15 protein-coding genes are annotated in these 16,313 nt (G+C 70.0%); 6 read left to right on the forward strand and 9 right to left on the reverse strand.

The window, feature by feature from the left end; all coding sequences use genetic code 11:
- The first annotated feature begins 20 nt into the window (after positions 1–20).
- On the forward strand, positions 21–590 hold the full coding sequence (locus ACIPY5_RS02145; protein WP_400966122.1) for a TetR family transcriptional regulator: 570 nt from the start codon (positions 21–23) through the stop codon (positions 588–590).
- Here ACIPY5_RS02145 and ACIPY5_RS02150 read toward each other — a convergent pair.
- The 7 genes from ACIPY5_RS02150 to sufB form a co-directional block, all read right to left on the reverse strand.
- Complete coding sequence (locus ACIPY5_RS02150; RefSeq protein WP_400966125.1) at positions 553–1,992, reverse strand: MFS transporter; 1,440 nt, start codon at positions 1,990–1,992, stop codon at positions 553–555. The two genes, ACIPY5_RS02145 and ACIPY5_RS02150, sit on opposite strands and share 38 nt — an antisense overlap.
- Positions 1,989–3,161: a MalY/PatB family protein gene (locus tag ACIPY5_RS02155; protein WP_400966128.1), complete on the reverse strand. Its 1,173-nt coding sequence runs from the start codon at positions 3,159–3,161 to the stop codon at positions 1,989–1,991. Before ACIPY5_RS02155 ends, ACIPY5_RS02150 begins: the two co-directional genes overlap by 4 nt.
- 76 nt (positions 3,162–3,237) lie before the next feature.
- Positions 3,238–3,567, reverse strand: a complete 330-nt coding sequence (locus ACIPY5_RS02160; protein WP_045252088.1) for a metal-sulfur cluster assembly factor — start codon at positions 3,565–3,567, stop codon at positions 3,238–3,240.
- Between the two features lie 9 nt (positions 3,568–3,576).
- Entirely contained in the window at positions 3,577–4,347 is a 771-nt protein-coding gene (sufC, locus tag ACIPY5_RS02165) for a Fe-S cluster assembly ATPase SufC (protein WP_309338343.1), read from the reverse strand.
- Positions 4,348–4,393: 46 nt separating this feature from the next.
- Positions 4,394–4,729 (reverse strand): non-heme iron oxygenase ferredoxin subunit, encoded by a 336-nt coding sequence (locus ACIPY5_RS02170; RefSeq protein WP_400966131.1) that lies wholly within the window; start codon positions 4,727–4,729, stop codon positions 4,394–4,396.
- Complete coding sequence (sufD, locus tag ACIPY5_RS02175; RefSeq protein WP_400966133.1) at positions 4,726–5,928, reverse strand: Fe-S cluster assembly protein SufD; 1,203 nt, start codon at positions 5,926–5,928, stop codon at positions 4,726–4,728. The genes ACIPY5_RS02170 and sufD overlap by 4 nt, the downstream gene beginning before the upstream one ends.
- 1 nt (position 5,929) lies before the next feature.
- Entirely contained in the window at positions 5,930–7,348 is a 1,419-nt protein-coding gene (gene sufB / locus ACIPY5_RS02180; protein ID WP_105687815.1) for a Fe-S cluster assembly protein SufB, read from the reverse strand.
- 250 nt (positions 7,349–7,598) lie between these two features.
- On the opposite strand from sufB, the gene ACIPY5_RS02185 reads away from it, so the two are divergent.
- Complete coding sequence (locus ACIPY5_RS02185) at positions 7,599–8,606, forward strand: heme A synthase (protein WP_400966137.1); 1,008 nt, start codon at positions 7,599–7,601, stop codon at positions 8,604–8,606.
- Positions 8,607–8,616: 10 nt separating this feature from the next.
- On the opposite strand, the gene ACIPY5_RS02190 is transcribed toward ACIPY5_RS02185, so the two are convergent.
- On the reverse strand, positions 8,617–9,588 hold the full coding sequence (locus ACIPY5_RS02190; protein ID WP_309338355.1) for a hypothetical protein: 972 nt from the start codon (positions 9,586–9,588) through the stop codon (positions 8,617–8,619).
- A gap of 281 nt (positions 9,589–9,869) precedes the next feature.
- On the opposite strand from ACIPY5_RS02190, the gene ACIPY5_RS02195 reads away from it, so the two are divergent.
- Complete coding sequence (locus tag ACIPY5_RS02195; RefSeq protein WP_400966140.1) at positions 9,870–10,346, forward strand: hypothetical protein; 477 nt, start codon at positions 9,870–9,872, stop codon at positions 10,344–10,346.
- On the opposite strand, the gene ACIPY5_RS02200 is transcribed toward ACIPY5_RS02195, so the two are convergent.
- Positions 10,292–11,224: a heme o synthase gene (locus tag ACIPY5_RS02200; protein WP_309338376.1), complete on the reverse strand. Its 933-nt coding sequence runs from the start codon at positions 11,222–11,224 to the stop codon at positions 10,292–10,294. The two genes, ACIPY5_RS02195 and ACIPY5_RS02200, sit on opposite strands and share 55 nt — an antisense overlap.
- A gap of 232 nt (positions 11,225–11,456) precedes the next feature.
- Between ACIPY5_RS02200 and tkt the strand changes: the two genes are divergently transcribed.
- The 3 genes from tkt to ACIPY5_RS02215 are packed head-to-tail and all read left to right on the forward strand — an operon-like array spanning position 11,457 to position 16,309.
- Positions 11,457–13,559: a transketolase gene (gene tkt, locus ACIPY5_RS02205; RefSeq protein WP_400966144.1), complete on the forward strand. Its 2,103-nt coding sequence runs from the start codon at positions 11,457–11,459 to the stop codon at positions 13,557–13,559.
- 21 nt (positions 13,560–13,580) lie between these two features.
- Positions 13,581–14,693, forward strand: a complete 1,113-nt coding sequence (tal, locus tag ACIPY5_RS02210; RefSeq protein WP_309338363.1) for a transaldolase — start codon at positions 13,581–13,583, stop codon at positions 14,691–14,693.
- A complete protein-coding gene (locus ACIPY5_RS02215; RefSeq protein ID WP_400966149.1) occupies positions 14,690–16,309 on the forward strand; it encodes a glucose-6-phosphate isomerase in 1,620 nt (539 codons plus the stop codon). Before tal ends, ACIPY5_RS02215 begins: the two co-directional genes overlap by 4 nt.
- Positions 16,310–16,313: the final 4 nt, after the last annotated feature.

Genomic DNA, 16,313 nt, shown 5'->3' on the forward strand with positions numbered 1-16,313 from the left:
GCGTTCAGTATACTCATGCCATGACCCCCGCACGCACCGGACGACATGACCGCCAGCACATCATCGGGATCGCCCTCGACCTGCTGGACCGCTACGGCCTGCCCGACCTCACCATGCGGCGCCTGGCGACCGAACTCGAGGTGCAGCCCAGCGCCCTGTACTGGCACTTCGACAGCAAGCAGGATCTGCTCGCGGCCGTGTCCGATCGCATCCTCGCACGCATCCCCGAGCCGGAACCCGGCGCCGACCTCCTCGGCGCGGCGCAGGCGGTGCGCGACGCGCTGCTCTCCTACCGAGACGGCGCCGAGGTCGTGCTGAGCTCTGCCGCCCTCCGCCCCGGCGGATCGCGCGCGGAGGACGCGCTCCGGGCGGCGCTGCCGACGGCGCTCCCCGACACCGGCCTCGCCGCGACGGCGGTTCTGCAGTTCATCCTCGGCCACACCACGCTCGTGCAGCAGCGCATGCACGGCGAGAGTCACGGCGCGGCGAGCACCTCCGGCGGTCCGGCCGGCGGGGAGGATGCGGCCGTGTTCGAGGCGGGGATCGCGCTGCTCAGTCGCGGCGCGGGTCTGACGCCGACGCTGCGCTGACGGCATCCGCCTCGATCGCGCGCGGTCCGTCGCCGATCCGAAGGCCGGGGACCGTGGCGATCAGCAGCACGACGGCCGCCAGCGCGAACACCGCAGGGAACCCCGACCCCGCGAACGGAAGGCTCACGAACAGCAGCCCCGCGACCGCGATCGTGACCGCCGATCCCGAGGCATCCGAGATCGAGAGCGCCGAGGAGTTGAACCCCTCGTCCGCCGGTGTCGAGTAGGCGAGGGTGAGCACCGTGAGACGCGGATACAGCAGTCCCATCGCTCCGCCCGCGATTCCCCACAGCAGGACGACGACCCAGGGCAGCGCATGGGTCACAGCGACGACGGCGAGGCCGAGGAGAGAGACCAGAAGGAGTACCGCGCTGATCACGACCATCCGGCGGCTTCCCAGCTGCTCGCCGTACCGTCCCTGCACCGCGGAGGCGCCCGACCAGGCGAGCGCCGCCGCGGTGAGGGCGAGACCGGCGATCGTCGGGCTGAAGTCGAAGCGCTCCATGAGCATCTTCGGCACGTAGGCCTCGGCGGCGAAGAACGCACCGGCGACGAGGCCGCGCATGAGTACGACGCTCGGAAGCCGCGGCGCCGCGCGCAGCGATCCCGCCGGCAGCAGCGGCTTGATCGCGAACGCGATGACCGCGATCGAGACGAGGGCGAGCGGCCAGCCGACCGCCGGAGCCGCGTCCGCCGCGAATCCGACGGCGACGGCGGCGATCGCCACGACGACGGCGAGAAGGATCCGCAGGCCGATCCGGCCACCGTCCGGTGCGGCGGGCTCCTTCTCCGAAGCGGCATCGGGGTGCGCGTTCAGATCCACGGCGCGCAGCCGCACGACGACGAGGATGAACGCGATCACCGTCAGAACGGCGACTCCGAGGAAGGTCCACCGCCAGTGCAGGTACTGCGCGACCGCGCCTGCGAGGAACGGACCGATCATCGAGGGCACCACCCACGCGGCGGCGAAGGCGGCGAAGATCCGGCCATGCAGCTGCGGCGGGTACACGCGGGCGACCACGACGTAGAGCGCCACGGTCTGGCCGCCCGCGCCGAGGCCCTGGATGAGCCGGCCGAGGATCACGAGGTACATGTCGGTGGCGACGCCCGCGATCAGCAGACCGACGATGAAGAGCACGACGGCGGTGTACAGCGGCGCCCGCGGGCCCGACCGGTCGCTCCACGCTCCGGCGACGACCATGCCGATCACTCCGGTCGCCAGCGTCCCGGCGAAGGCCACCGCGTACAGCGCCTCGCCGTGCAGGTCCGAGGCGACGAGCGGCATGACCGTCGTGACCGCGAGCGCCTCGATCGCGGCGAGGAAGATCAGGACGACGGATCCGATCGTGATGCCGAGGCGATGCCGATCCCAGATCGTGGCGACGGGCGCGTCGCCGCTCACCGCTGCACCAGAGCCGCGATCCGCAGCACGGCCTCGGTCAGCACCTCCGGCGCGCAGCCGAGGTTGATCCGCACGTGCCCGTTGCCTTCGTCGCCGAACGTCGGCCCGCGATTGAGCGCGACCCTGGCCTCGCGCAGGATGCGTCCTGCGGGGTCGTCGCCCCAGCCGAGGTGGCTCAGGTCGACCCAGGCGAGGTAGCCCGCATCGGGCAGGCGATAGCGGGCGCCCGGGATGTGCTCGGCGAGCAGGCGGCCGAGAAGGCGCCTGTTCTCGTCGAGCGCGACGAGGAGCGCGTCCAGCCAGGCGTCGCTCGCGGGATCCCAGGCGGCCACGGCCGCCATCGCGCCGAAGAGTCCCGTGCGCCACTCCACCTCCGGCGGAAGCGCGTGCACCACGGCGGCGGTCTGCTCGCTCGCCGTCACCATGACCGCGCACTTGAGCCCGGCGAGGTTGTACGCCTTGCTCGCACTCGTGACGGTGTAGCCGACCTCCCCGGCGAGAGGCGATGCGGCCAGGAACGGCGTGTAGTCGACGCCGGGCTGCACGAGCGGCGCATGGATCTCGTCGCTCACCACGACGGCCCCGTGCGCGGCCGCGAGCTCGGCGAGCCGTGCCAGCACTGCGCGGCTGTGCACGGTCCCGGTCGGGTTGTGCGGGTTGCACAGCAGCACGGCGCGCGCGCCGTCCGCGAGTGCTCGCTCGATGCCCTCGAGATCAAGGATCCAGGATCCGTCGACGTCGAGGAGCGGCACGCGCTCCACCACGCCCCCGGCCTCCTCGACGCAGTCGAAGAACGGCGGGTACACGGGCGGCGCCACGATCACGCGATCGCCCGGCGTCAGGACGGCACGGAGGATCTCGACCACGCCCATCATCACGTCGCACGTGGACCGGATGCGCGCGGGCTGAACGCTCCAGCCGAACCGGCGCTGAGCGAAAGCCGCGAACGCGTCCCGAAGCCCCGGGTCCGGCGGGGTGTAGCCGGTGTCGCCGAGCTCGATCGCCGCGCGCAGGCGCTCCGTGATCGGATCCGCGAGCGGGAAGTCCGTCTCCGCCACGAACAGCGGCAGCACGTCGTCCGGATACGAGCGCCACTTGGTGCTGGTGCGACGGCGGAGCTGTTCGAGCGGCAGCGCCTGAAGGGCTGCGGTGGAGGCGGCGATGGTCACCGTTCGAGCCTATCGAGGCGCAGACGGCGAAGGGTCCGACACCGTCATACGGCGTCAGACCCTTCGGTCGTACGTGTCAAATCGCGAAGCCGAGGGCGCGCATCTGGTCGCGGCCGTCGTCGGTGATCCGCTCGGGACCCCACGGCGGCATCCACACCCAGTTGATGCGGAAGCGGTCGACGACATCGTCCAGTGCCTGGCCGGTCTGCTCCTCGAGCACGTCGGTCAGCGGGCACCCGGCGCTCGTGAGCGTCATGTGGATGACGAGGGCGTCGTTCTCCTCGTCCCAGGAGAGGTCGTAGATGAGGCCGAGGTCGACGACGTTGATCCCGAGCTCCGGGTCCACGACGTCCTTGAGCGCCTCGGTGACCTCGTCGTACTTCTCTCCGGTCAGCGTTGCCGTCATGCCTTCAGCCTACGCTTCGATGGGAGCGGCGGGGTCGAGGAAGCGGTCGTAGCCCTCGTCCTCGAGACGGTCGGCGAGCTCCGCGCCGCCCTCTTCCACGATCTTGCCGGCGACGACCACGTGCACGAAGTCGGGGCGGATGTAGCGCAAGATACGCGTGTAGTGCGTGATCAGCAGCACGCCGAGGTTCGTGTGCTCCTTGGCGCGGTTGACGCCCTCGGAGACGATCTTCAGCGCGTCGACGTCGAGGCCGGAGTCGGTCTCGTCGAGCACCGCGATCTTCGGCTTGAGCACCTCGAGCTGAAGGATCTCGTGGCGCTTCTTCTCGCCGCCCGAGAAGCCCTCGTTGACGTTGCGCTGCGCGAACTTCGGGTCCATGCGCAGGTTCGCCATGGACTCCTTGACGTCCTTGGTCCACTGGCGGATCGAGGGCGCCTCGCCGTCCAGCGCGGTCTTCGCGGTGCGCAGGAAGTTGGTGACGGTGACGCCGGGGATCTCGACCGGGTACTGCATCGCGAGGAAGAGACCCGCGCGGGCCCGCTCGTCGACGCTCATGGCGAGGACGTCCTCGCCGTCGAGCGTGATCGATCCGCCCGTGACGGTGTACTTCGGGTGACCGGCGATCGTGTACGCCAGCGTCGACTTGCCGGAGCCGTTCGGGCCCATGATCGCGTGGGTCTCGCCCGTGCGCATGGTGAGGGTGATGCCGTTGAGGATCGGCGTGGTGCCCGCCTCGGTCTCGACGGTGACGTGCAGGTCCTTGATCTCCAGGACAGTCATGGATGGTTCCTTCGTATTCGTGAAGCTTCGTGTGCGGATGCCGGGCTCAGAGGCCGCTGACGTCCTTCGTGACGGTGGGGTCGATCATGAGGTCGTCTCCGACGATCTCCGTGACGTACACCGGGACCGGCTCGTAGGCCGGGAGGTTCAGGGGCTTGCCCGAGCACAGCGAGAACGCGGAGCCGTGCGCCCAGCACTCCAGCGTCGTGCCCTCGACGAACCCTTCCGACAGCGAGATGTCGCCGTGCGTGCAGGTGTCGCCGATCGCGTGGATGTCGCCCTCGGAGTCGAGCACGACAGCGATCGGCACGCCGTCCAGCTCGACGCGCAGCGGAGTGTCCTCCTGCAGGTCGCTCACGGCGCAGGCCCGCTGGGCGGTCACGCGTTCACCGCCTGCAGCTCGAGCTCGATCGCGGCGAGCAGCTCCTCCTCCAGGGAGGGCACGCCGAGGCGCTGCACGATGTCGCTGAGGAAGCCCAGGACGACGAGGCGGCGAGCCTCCTCCTCGGTGATCCCCCGCGCCTGCAGGTAGAAGAGCTGCTCATCGTCGAAGCGTCCGGTCGCGCTGGCATGGCCCGCGCCGAGGATGTCGCCGGTCTCGATCTCGAGGTTCGGGATCGAGTCGGCGCGCGCGCCCTCGGTGAGCACCAGGTTGCGATTCGCCTCGTACGAGTCGGTGCCGGTCGCGGCCGGGCCGATCAGCACGTCGCCGATCCAGACGCTGTGCGCGCCCTCGCCCTGCAGCGCGCCCTTGTACAGGACGTCGCCGACCGTGTGCGGGCCCTTGTGATGCAGGTACACCTGGCTCTCCAGGTGCTGGCCCGCATCCGCGTACGACAGGCCGTACAGGCGGGCCTCGGATCCTGCTCCGGCGAGCTCCACGTTCGGGTTCACCCGCACGACACCGCCGCCGAAGCTCACGACGAAGTGCGTGAGCGAGGCGTCGCGGTCGACGCGGGCCTGGTGGGACGACGCGTGGATCGCGTCATCGGCCCAGCGCTGCACGCTGACCACGGTGAGGCGGGAGCCGTCGCGGGCGATGACCTCGACGTTCTGCGCGTACTGGGCGGAGCCGTGGTGGTCGAGCACGACCGTGGCCCGGGAGTTCGGCATCGCCTCGATGAGGATCTGGCCGAACGCGCGCTTGCCCGCGTCCGTGCCGTCGATGCGGAGCACGATCGGCGCGTCGATCTCGTCTTCCTGCGGAATCCGCAGGTGCAGGCCGCGACGCGCGTGCTTCCACGCGAGGGCGCTCGGCAGATCCTCGGGACGGAAGAACTCGCCGTAGGCGTCGGCCTCGTCGGGGACGAGGAAGGCCTCGACGTCGTCGAGGTCGATCGACAGAGCGACGTCGTCGCCGGGCTCATCGGCCAGCAGGCCGGCGAGCTGCGCGACGGGCGTGTGCTTCCAGTTGACCTCGCGCCCCGTCGGCGCGCCGAAGTCGGCGGGGTCGTACGAGTGCGGGCGCTCCGACCGGGTCTGCACCGGAACGGTCTTCTCCGCAGCCACGAGCTGGGCCGCGGGGTCGATGTGGGCGTGCGTGTCCTGCGCCTCCGCGGGCGCGGCAGTGGGGGCCGTCATCTCAGCCGACCGATCCTTCCATGCCCATCTCGATGAGCTTGTTCAGTTCCATCGCGTACTCCATGGGCAGCTCGCGTGCGATCGGCTCGATGAAGCCGCGCACGATCATCGCCATCGCCTCGTCCTCGGGCATGCCGCGGGACTGCAGGTAGAAGAGCTGCTCCTCGCTGACCTTCGAGACCGTGGCCTCGTGGCCGAGCTGCACGTCGTCGACGCGGATGTCGATGGCGGGGTAGGTGTCGCTGCGGGACTTCGTGTCCACGAGCAGCGCGTCGCAGCGCACGGTGTTGGCGGAGTGGTGCGCGTTCGCGTCCACCCTGACCTCGCCGCGGTAGCCGGCGCGCCCGCCGCCTCGGGCGATGGACTTCGACACGATCGACGACTGCGTGTAGGGCGCCATGTGGATCATCTTCGCGCCGGCGTCCTGGTGCTGTCCGGGACCGGCGAAGGCCACGGAGAGGGTCTCGCCCTTCGCGTGCTCGCCCATCAGGTAGATCGACGGGTACTTCATCGTCACCTTGGAGCCGATGTTGCCGTCGACCCACTCCATGGTCGCGCCCTCGTGCGCGACCGCGCGCTTGGTGACCAGGTTGTAGACGTTGTTCGACCAGTTCTGGATCGTCGTGTAGCGCACGCGGGCGTTCTTCTTGACGATGATCTCGACCACGGCCGAGTGCAGCGAGTCGCTCTTGTAGATCGGCGCGGTGCAGCCCTCGATGTAGTGGACGTAGCTGTCCTCGTCGGCGATGATCAGCGTGCGCTCGAACTGACCCATGTTCTCGGTGTTGATCCGGAAGTAGGCCTGCAGCGGGATCTCCACGTGAACGCCCTTGGGGACGTAGACGAAGGATCCGCCCGACCAGACCGCCGTGTTGAGCGCGGCGAACTTGTTGTCACCGGCCGGGATCACCGTGCCGAAGTACTCCTCGAAGAACTCGGGGTGCTCGCGCAGCGCCGTGTCGGTGTCCATGAAGATGACGCCCTGCGCCTCCAGATCCTCACGGATCTGGTGGTAGACGACCTCGGACTCGTACTGCGCCGCCACGCCGGCGACGAGGCGCTGACGCTCGGCCTCGGGGATGCCGAGACGCTCATAGGTCTCGCGGATGTCCTCCGGGAGATCCTCCCAGCTCTGCGCCTGCTTCTCGGTGGAGCGCACGAAGTACTTGATGTTGTCGAAGTCGATCTCACTGAGGTCGGCGCCCCAGGTCGGCATCGGCTTGCGACCGAAGAGCTGAAGGCCCTTCAGACGGGTCTTCAGCATCCATTCCGGTTCGCTCTTGAGCGCCGAGATGCCCCGCACCACGTCTTCGGAAAGACCGCGTCGTGCGGTCGCGCCGGCGGCATCCGTGTCGTGCCAGCCGAACTCGTACACCCCCAGACCATCCAGCTCCGGGCGGTCGATCAGCACATCCGACATCACACTCTCCTCTTGGGCCGTAACGGTTCATCCGCCCCGGCACACCGTCGGTCCCGTCGAGTCTGCAGGGAACGGGTGCCGCTTCTGGGCCCTCATCATGGACGCAAAGCATTCGCGCCTAAACTGTGTTGTCGATGGCATCGCCATGCGCGTTCCGCGCTCCTGCGACCATCGCCAACACCTGAGATTCTACAGGTTCCCTCCGACATCCGGGCCGCAGTGCGCCCGCCGGAAGGGTTCCGGAGGAGCCATGCCCGAGATCGCACCCCAGCCCGCCCCCCGCACCCGCTCCGGATTCCTGGGCCGGGTCCATGATTGGCTCCCGGATCGCGTGGACCTCCGCGTGCGGATCGCGGCCTGGATCTCGCTCGTCCTCGAGGTGGCGATCGTCGGCACCGGAGGCGCCGTGCGGCTCACCGATTCCGGCCTCGGCTGCGAGTGGCCGCTGTGCACGCCCGACTCGCTGTTCCCCACCGCGGCGCAGAGCTACCACTCCCTGATCGAGTTCGGCAACCGCGGCCTCAGCTTCTTCGTGGGCCTCGCGGCGATCGCGGTGATCGTGCTGATCTCGCGCTTCAGGGCCGAGCGCCGCGACCTCTGGGTCATGTCCTGGATCATCTTCGCCGGCGTGCTCGCGCAGGCCGTGGTCGGCGGGATCCTGGTGATCTTCCAGCTGCACCCGAACATGGTCGCCTTCCACTACCTCGTCTCGCTCGTGCTCGTCGCGGTGTCGGCGGCCTTCGTGGTGCGCATGGGACAGCGTCGAGGACCCCGGGAGCGCGCCGTGCCCAAGGGCGTCGCGATCCTGGTGCACATCACCTCCTTCGTCCTGGCCCTCACCGTGATCTTCGGCGTGCTCACCACGGGTGCGGGCCCGCACTCCGGCGACCCCGCGGTCACCCTGCGCAACGGCTTCGACGCGACGATCCTGGAGCATGTGCACTCCTGGCCGGCATACGCGCTGTTCGCGCTCACCCTGACGCTGCTCGTGATCGCACTCGCGAACTCCCTCACCGCGATCCGCAACGCGGTGATCGCCCTGCTCGCGATCGAGCTCGTGCAGATCGCCGTCGGCCTCTACCAGGCGCGCAACGCACTGCCCCCGCTCGCGGTCGGCGTGCACATGGTCCTCGCCGCGATCCTCGTCGCCGCGTGCACGGCCCTCGTGCTGCGGCTGAAGCGCCCGGCGGCCGCGACCTGGCCCTCGACCGCCGGCACCGACGACGCCGGCGCCGCCACGGCGGCGACGCGCGGCTGACCTTCGCCCCTCAACCGCCCGATCGCTCGGAGCCCGGACTGCCGTCCTGCGCCCAGGCGACCCCGAGCGCGAACAGCGTGGCGACGCCGTAGCGGTCCATCGCGGCGGCGATCCTGCGCCGTCCGGTGCGCGGTGTGATCCCGAGCGAGCGCGAAGCTGCATCCAGGGTCATTCCGCGACGCATGCGATGCAGCAGCTGGCCGTAGCCGCCCGGATCCTTCTCGACCGGACTGGCCTGCTGCCACAGCTCCGCGAAGTAGGCCTTCGCGATCCCGGCGATCACGGGGCTCGCGACCGCCAGCACGCTCTGCGGCGCCGTGTCGCCCCACGCGAGCGGCACGCCCGTGACGTCCAGATCGTCCACCCAGAACCAGCTCGGCGGATCCGGCAGCATCCGGAACTCCACGCCGGAATCCGCGAACGCGCGCACCATGGTCATCAGCCGCTCGTCCAGCGGCATCGCGGGGATGATCGCCTGCACCGACGTGTACGTCGACATCGCGCGGGCGAAGGCTCTGCTCCGCTCCGGACTGCTCGAGCGGTAGCGATCGAGGTCCGTGAGCACGGCGCGCACCCGGCCGCCGGATCCGACCCGTGACGCCTGCACGGCGAACCACAGATCCTCCGCCGCATGCGGTCCGTGCGCACTCTGCAGCGAGAGCCGATCCTGGGCCACCGCCTCGCCGAAGTTCCATGACGAGGTGCGGCGCGCGACCGCGTCCACGACCGCGGCGAGCCGCTCGCTGCGAGCCAGCGCCTCCGCGCGCTCCGACTGCAGCATCCGCTCGATCGCGATCGCCGCGGCATGCACGGGCGGGTTGAGCAGGATCACGCCGTCCTGCAGCGACAGGCTGCCCTCGTCCGCGAGGCGTCCCAGGCTCGCGCGCGCCGCGTCGGGCTCGAGACCGGACCGTGCGACGACGGCCTCCACGTCGAGGAGGCGCTCGCGCAGGAGAAGATCCAGCAGATCGTCATCGGTCATGATGTGTCCTCTTGCGGACAGCGCACGAACCGGACCTTGCGCCGTCCTGATCAGGTCAGTTGGAATGACATCTGGACGCTATCAGGGTGCTCCGGATCAGGGACGGATCCGCACCCGGCGTGCTGGGGATGCCGGTCCCGGTGCCCGGGTGCCGGGACCTCTCCCCCGGCGCGACACCTCCCGCGACGCCCCGACAGGAGCGCCCGCGACCGTGGCGGACACATACCGGCCTCATAGGCGACGCAGATCGGACGCACGAGTTCCCCGGTGAGGCTGGAACGATGACACGCGTACTGAACCGAAGCATCCCGTTCTGGATCCTCCTCGCCGCCTCGATCGCCCTCGTGGCCGCCGGCCTGCTCATCGTCCTCGACCATCTCGGCACCATGACCGCGACCCTCAAGGACGGCAGCGCGACAGGACTCGAGGTCTACGGCGGACAGTCCTGGATCGTGCTCGGAGCGGCCCTGCTCGGAGCCGGAGCGCTCGGAGTGCTGCTCTCGCTCGCGCTGGCGGTCGTCTCCTCGCTGCTCGGCGCCGCCACGGCGAAGCCGGTGGACCTCGCCCCGCTCGCCTTCGACGAACTCGAGCAGGATGCCGATCCGGAGGGAGCCCTCGACGCTCCGGCCGCGCCGCACGAGATCGAGCAGGAGCAGCAGGACCGTGCCGAGACTCAGACCGACGACGCGCCGGCCGAGGAGGCTCAGAACGGAAGCAGCGGGTCGACCGCGACGGCGACGAAGATCAACGTCAAGTAGGTGATGGAGGCGTGGAAGACGCGCATCGGCTTGGCCGATGCGCCCTTCACCGCCTGCGAGTACAGCCGGTGGGACTCGTACACGAACCAGCCGCCGAAGACCAGCGCGGACACCGTGTAGACCAGGCCCATGCCCGCGACGGGGATGAGCAGCAGCGAGCAGGCCAGCGTCGCCCAGGCGTACAGGATGACCTGCAGCCCGACCTGGGACGCGGAGCGGGTGACGCCGAGCATGGGCACGTCCACGTCGTCGTAGTCGTCCTTGTACTTCATCGACAGCGGCCAGTAGTGCGCCGGCGTCCAGAGGAAGACCAGCACGAAGAGCACGAAGGCCGGCCAGTCCAGAGAGCCGGTGACGGCCGCCCAGCCGATCAGCACCGGGAAGCACCCTGCGATGCCGCCCCAGATGATGTTCTGCTCGGTGCGGCGCTTGAGGATGAGCGTGTAGATGACCACGTAGAAGAAGATCGCGGCGGCCGACAGCGCGGCGGCGACCCAGTTGGTGGTCAGCCACAGCCAGACGGTCGAGAGCACGGCGAGCACCCAGGAGAAGATCAGCGCGCCGCGCGGCGAGACCTCGCCGGTCACGAGCGGGCGCTTCTCGGTGCGGTGCATGTGCGCGTCGATGTCGCGATCGATGTACATGTTGAACGACGCCGCGGATCCGGCGCTCATCGACCCGCCGATGACGGTCGCCGCCACCAGCCAGAGGTTCGGCAGACCGTGCTGCGCGAGGAACATGACGGGCACGGTGGAGACGAGCAGGAGCTCGAGCACACGCGGCTTGGTCAGCTCGACATAGGCCTTGATGGTCCGCTTCAGAGAGCGCTCGGCGGCGACGGACTCGATGGTGGTCGCGATGCTGACCGCCTCCTTCATGCGCACACGGGAACGCGTCCATCCTACGCCACGACGGACTCCGGCCCGTCCGCTCCGGCGCCGCCGCGCACCGCGGACGACCGTGCGCAACATAGCGCCCCGACCGGCCACGCCGGCATGCGACCGCACTATGCTGAAATCACTCGCGCGCCCGTCAACGTGCCACGCCTCCGTGAAGTCGCGGTTGCGCGCTACAGCCGGGCGCACTCACTGTCTTGGAAAGGGCTCTGGAGTGTCGGAACTGCTGTGGGATGAGATCGATCGGCGCGCGGTGGACACCGCCCGGATTCTGGCGGCGGACGCCGTCCAGAAGGTCGGCAACGGCCATCCCGGAACCGCCATGAGCCTGGCCCCGGTGGCCTATCTGCTCTACCAGCGCGTCCTGCGCCACGACCCGGCGGACACCCACTGGATCGGCCGCGACCGGTTCATCCTCTCGGTGGGACACTCCTCGCTCACGCAGTACATCCAGCTCTACCTCGGCGGATTCGGCCTCGAGCTGACGGATCTCGAGGCGCTCCGCACCTGGGGATCGCTCACCCCGGGCCACCCCGAGTACGGGCACACCAAGGGGGTCGAGATCACGACCGGGCCGCTCGGCCAGGGCCTGGCCTCCGCCGTCGGGTTCGCTTACGCCTCCCGCTACGAGCGCGGCCTGTTCGACCCGGATGCCGCCGCCGGCACGAGCCCCTTCGACCACCACGTCTACGTGATCGCCGGTGACGGCGACCTTCAGGAGGGCGTGACGAGCGAGGCGTCCTCGCTCGCCGGCCACCAGCAGCTCGGCAACCTCATCGCGATCTACGACTCGAACCGCATCTCGATCGAGGGCGACACGAACGTGGCCTTCACCGAGGGGGTGCGCGAGCGCTACGAGTCCTACGGCTGGCAGGTGCAGCACGTGGACTGGGTGCGCACCGGCACCTACGTCGAGGACGTGAAGGAGCTCTTCGACGCGATCGAGCAGGCGAAGGCGGAGACCTCCAAGCCGTCGCTGATCATCCTGAACACGATCATCGGCTGGCCGGCGCCCAACAAGAAGGGCACGGAGTCGGTGCACGGCAACGCCCTCGGCGCGGACGAGGTCGCCGAGACCAAGGTCGTCCTGGGCTTCGACCCGGAGAAGTCCTTCGTCGTCGAGGACGCCGTGATCGAGCACACCCGCGAGCTCGGCGCACGTGCGGCCGAGAGCCGCGCCGTCTGGCAGGAGGGCTTCGACGCCTGGGCCGCGGCCAACCCGGAGCGCAAGGCCCTCCTCGACCGCCTCGAGGCGCACGAGCTCCCCGATGGCATCGAGGATGTGCTGCCGGTGTTCGAGGCCGGCACGGAGCTCGCGACCCGCGCCGCGTCCGGCAAGGTCATCAACGCGCTCGCTCCCGAGCTCCCCGAGCTGTGGGGCGGCTCCGCCGACCTGGCCGGATCCAACAACACCACGATCGCGGGTGCGAAGTCCTTCATCCCCGCGACCTGGTCCACGCACGACTGGGACGGCAACCCGTACGGCCGCGTGCTGCACTTCGGCATCCGCGAGCACGCCATGGGCTCGATCCTGAACGGCATCGTCCTGCACGGCCCGACTCGGCCGTTCGGCGGCACCTTCCTGATCTTCAGCGACTACATGCGTCCCGCGGTGCGCCTCGCCGCCCTCATGAACGTGCCGAGCGTGTTCGTCTGGACGCACGACTCCGTCGCCCTCGGCGAGGACGGCCCGACCCACCAGCCGATCGAGCAGCTCGCCTCGCTGCGCGCGATCCCCAACCTCGCCGTGGTGCGCCCCGCGGACGGCAACGAGACGGCCGCCGCCTGGCTCGAGATCCTGCGCCGTCACGGCGGTCCCACCGGGATCGCGCTGACCCGCCAGAACGTGCCGAACTTCGCACGAGACACGGGCGCGGCGTCAGGCGACACCTTCGCCGCCGCATCGAACACGGTCAAGGGCGCCTACGTGCTGGCCGAGGCTCCGAACGGCACGCCCGACGTGATCCTCATCGCCACCGGCTCCGAGGTCCAGCTCGCCGTCGCCGCGCGCGAGACGCTGGCCGCAGAGGGCGTCAACGCCCGCGTGGTCTCTGCGCCGTCGCTCGAATGGTTCGCGGAGCAGGACGAGGCCTACCGCGAGTCGGTCCTGCCCTCCGGCGTCAAGGCCCGCGTCTCGGTCGAGGCCGGATCCACCCTGACCTGGCACGGCATCGTCGGCTCGACCGGACGCTCGGTCGGCATCGACCACTTCGGTGCCTCCGCCGATCACAAGACGCTGTTCCAGAAGTTCGGCATCACCGCCGAGGCCGTCGTCGCCGCGGCCCACGAGACCATCGCCGCGAACGCGGCCGCATAAGCACGGATTCGAGGAGAACGCATGACCACCCCCACCGCAGCACTCGCCGCCGCCGGAGTCTCCATCTGGCTGGACGACCTGTCCCGCACCCGGATCACCTCCGGCAACCTCGCCGAGCTCATCGCCACCCGCAACGTCGTCGGCGTGACCACGAACCCGACGATCTTCGCGAACGCGATCACCAACCCCGACGACACCTCCTACGACGCCCAGGTCGCGCAGCTCGCAGCGTCCGGCGCGAGCGCCGAGGAGGCGATCTTCGAGGCGACCACCCAGGACGTCCGCGACGCGCTCGACGTCTTCCGGCCCGTCTGGGAGCAGACCGGCCACGTCGACGGCCGCGTCTCGATCGAGGTCTCCCCCGACCTCGCCCACGACACCGACGGCACGGCCGCCCAGGCCAAGGAGCTCTGGGCCAAGGTCGACCGCCCCAACCTGCTCGTGAAGATCCCCGCGACGAAGGCCGGCCTTCCGGCGATCACCGCCGCGATCGCCGAGGGGATCAGCATCAACGTCACGCTGATCTTCAGCCTCGAGCGCTACGCCGAGGTCATCGACGCCTACCTCACGGGCCTCGAGCAGGCCAAGGCCGCCGGTCATGACCTGTCCACGATCCACTCGGTCGCCTCGTTCTTCGTCTCGCGCGTCGACACCGAGACCGACAAGCGCCTGGCCGCGATCGGCACCGATGAGGCCGTCGCGCTCAAGAGCAAGGCCGGCCTCGCGAACGCGCGCCTCGCCTACGAGCTGTATGAGCAGACGTTCGCCGGAGACCGCGCCGCTGCGCTGCTCGCCGCGGGCGCCAACCGTCAGCGGCCGCTCTGGGCGTCCACCGGCGTCAAGGACCCCGCCCTGCCGGACACGCTGTACGTGACCGAGCTCGTCGCGGCGAACGTCGTCAACACGATGCCCGAGAAGACCCTCGAGGCGACCTTCGACCACGGCGTCGTCACCGGCGACACGGTCACCGGGGCGTACGAGGAGTCCCGCGAGGTGTTCGCGGGACTCGCGGCCGTCGGCGTGGACTTCGCGGACGTGACCCAGGTGCTCGAGGACGAGGGCGTCGAGAAGTTCATCGACTCCTGGCACGGCCTGCTCGCCCAGGTCCGCGAAGGACTGGAAGCCCAGCGGTGAGCTTCGAGATCCACACGTCGGGCGCGCCGAAGGCCGCGATCGACGAGGTCGTTCCTCGTCTGGTCGGCGAGCTGATCGCGTCCCGGATCACCGGCGGCGACCCGACCGTGTGGGGCGAGGCCGCCGAGGCCGAGGCGGGCATCCGTCTCGGCTGGGTGGACGCCGTCTCGGTCTCGCGACCGCTCGTGCCCGAGATCGTCGCCCTGCGCGAGGAGCTCGCGGGCAAGGGCGTCACGCGCGTCGTCCTGGCGGGGATGGGCGGATCCTCCCTCGCTCCCGAGGTCATCTCGCAGACCGCGGGCATCGACGTCACGATCCTCGACTCGACCTCACCCGGCCAGGTGCTGGCAGCGATCGACGCCGGCCTCGCCGACGTCGTGCTCGTGGTGTCGTCCAAGTCGGGGTCCACCGTCGAGACGGATTCGCAGCGCCGCACCTTCGAGGCGGCGTTCCGCGATGTCGGGATCGACCCCGTGGAGCGCATCGTCGTGGTCACCGATCCCGGCTCGCCGCTCGACGCGTCCGCGCGCGCCGCCGGCTACCGGGTGTTCAACGCCGACCCGAACGTCGGCGGCCGGTACTCCGCGCTGACCGCGTTCGGCCTGGTGCCCTCCGGTCTTGCCGGCGTCGACATCTCCGAGCTCCTCGATGAGGCCGAGGCCACGCTGCTGCAGGTCGCGATCGACTCGGCGGAGAACCCGGCGCTGCTGCTCGGGGCGGCGATCGCCGCCAGTGCGCAGACACCGGGCGGCCCGCGCCGCGACAAGCTGGGACTGATCACGGACGGCACGCACATCGTGGGCCTGCCCGACTGGATCGAGCAGCTCGTCGCCGAATCCACCGGCAAGGAGGGCACGGGGATCCTTCCCGTCGTCCTGCTCCCCGTCTCCCCCGAGGTGGAGAACCGGCCGGCGGATCTGCAGCTCGTGCGCCTGGTCGACGAGGCCGACGAATTCCACCTTCGCGAGCGTCACCCCGGCGAGATCCTCGTGAGCGGAACGCTCGGCGCGCAGTTCGTGGTGTGGGAGTACGCCACCGCGATCGCGGGGTACCTGCTCGGGATCAACCCGTTCGACCAGCCCGACGTGGAATCGGCCAAGGTCGCCGCCCGCGGTCTGCTGGATGCGCGTCCCGAGGCCGCACCCGCCGCCTTCGTCCAGGACGGTGTCGAGGTCCGTGCCTCCGACGCCTCGCTGCTCCTCTCCGGCACGATCGCCGGCGTCCTGGACGCCCTGTGGCAGACGCTGCCGGATGACGGCTACGTCTCGATCCAGGCGTACGTGAACCGCCTCGAGATGCCGCAGCTGCAGGGCCTCCGCGAGCTCGTCGCCGCCGACTCCGGCCGACCGACCACGTTCGGCTGGGGACCGCGTTTCCTGCACTCGACCGGCCAGTACCACAAGGGCGGTCCCGCGCAGGGCGTGTTCCTGCAGGTCCTGGAGCGCACGGACCTGGACGTCGAGATCCCGGACCGGCCGTTCACGTTCGGCCAGCTCATCGAGGCGCAGGCCGCCGGCGACGCGGGCGTGCTCGCGGCGCACGGCCGCCCCGTCGTCACGCTCACGATCACCGAACCCCAGGACGACGTCCTGGACCTCTTCGAGGCCGCGCAGTAAGCGC

Source organism: Microbacterium sp. NPDC089698, from assembly GCF_044749045.1.
GTDB lineage: Bacteria > Actinomycetota > Actinomycetes > Actinomycetales > Microbacteriaceae > Microbacterium.

Excerpts from the sequence above, each read along its gene's own strand:
- ACIPY5_RS02195 (WP_400966140.1), top strand. The coding sequence starts at position 9,870 with ATGACACGCGTACTGAACCGAAGCATCCCGTTCTGGATCCTCCTCGCC.
- tal (WP_309338363.1), top strand. The coding sequence starts at position 13,581 with ATGACCACCCCCACCGCAGCACTCGCCGCCGCCGGAGTCTCCATCTGG.
- ACIPY5_RS02145 (WP_400966122.1), top strand. The coding sequence starts at position 21 with ATGACCCCCGCACGCACCGGACGACATGACCGCCAGCACATCATCGGG.
- ACIPY5_RS02190 (WP_309338355.1), bottom strand. The coding sequence starts at position 9,588 with ATGACCGATGACGATCTGCTGGATCTTCTCCTGCGCGAGCGCCTCCTC.
- sufD (WP_400966133.1), bottom strand. The coding sequence starts at position 5,928 with ATGACGGCCCCCACTGCCGCGCCCGCGGAGGCGCAGGACACGCACGCC.
- ACIPY5_RS02200 (WP_309338376.1), bottom strand. The coding sequence starts at position 11,224 with ATGAAGGAGGCGGTCAGCATCGCGACCACCATCGAGTCCGTCGCCGCC.
- sufB (WP_105687815.1), bottom strand. The coding sequence starts at position 7,348 with ATGTCGGATGTGCTGATCGACCGCCCGGAGCTGGATGGTCTGGGGGTG.
- ACIPY5_RS02185 (WP_400966137.1), top strand. The coding sequence starts at position 7,599 with ATGCCCGAGATCGCACCCCAGCCCGCCCCCCGCACCCGCTCCGGATTC.
- sufC (WP_309338343.1), bottom strand. The coding sequence starts at position 4,347 with ATGACTGTCCTGGAGATCAAGGACCTGCACGTCACCGTCGAGACCGAG.
- ACIPY5_RS02160 (WP_045252088.1), bottom strand. The coding sequence starts at position 3,567 with ATGACGGCAACGCTGACCGGAGAGAAGTACGACGAGGTCACCGAGGCG.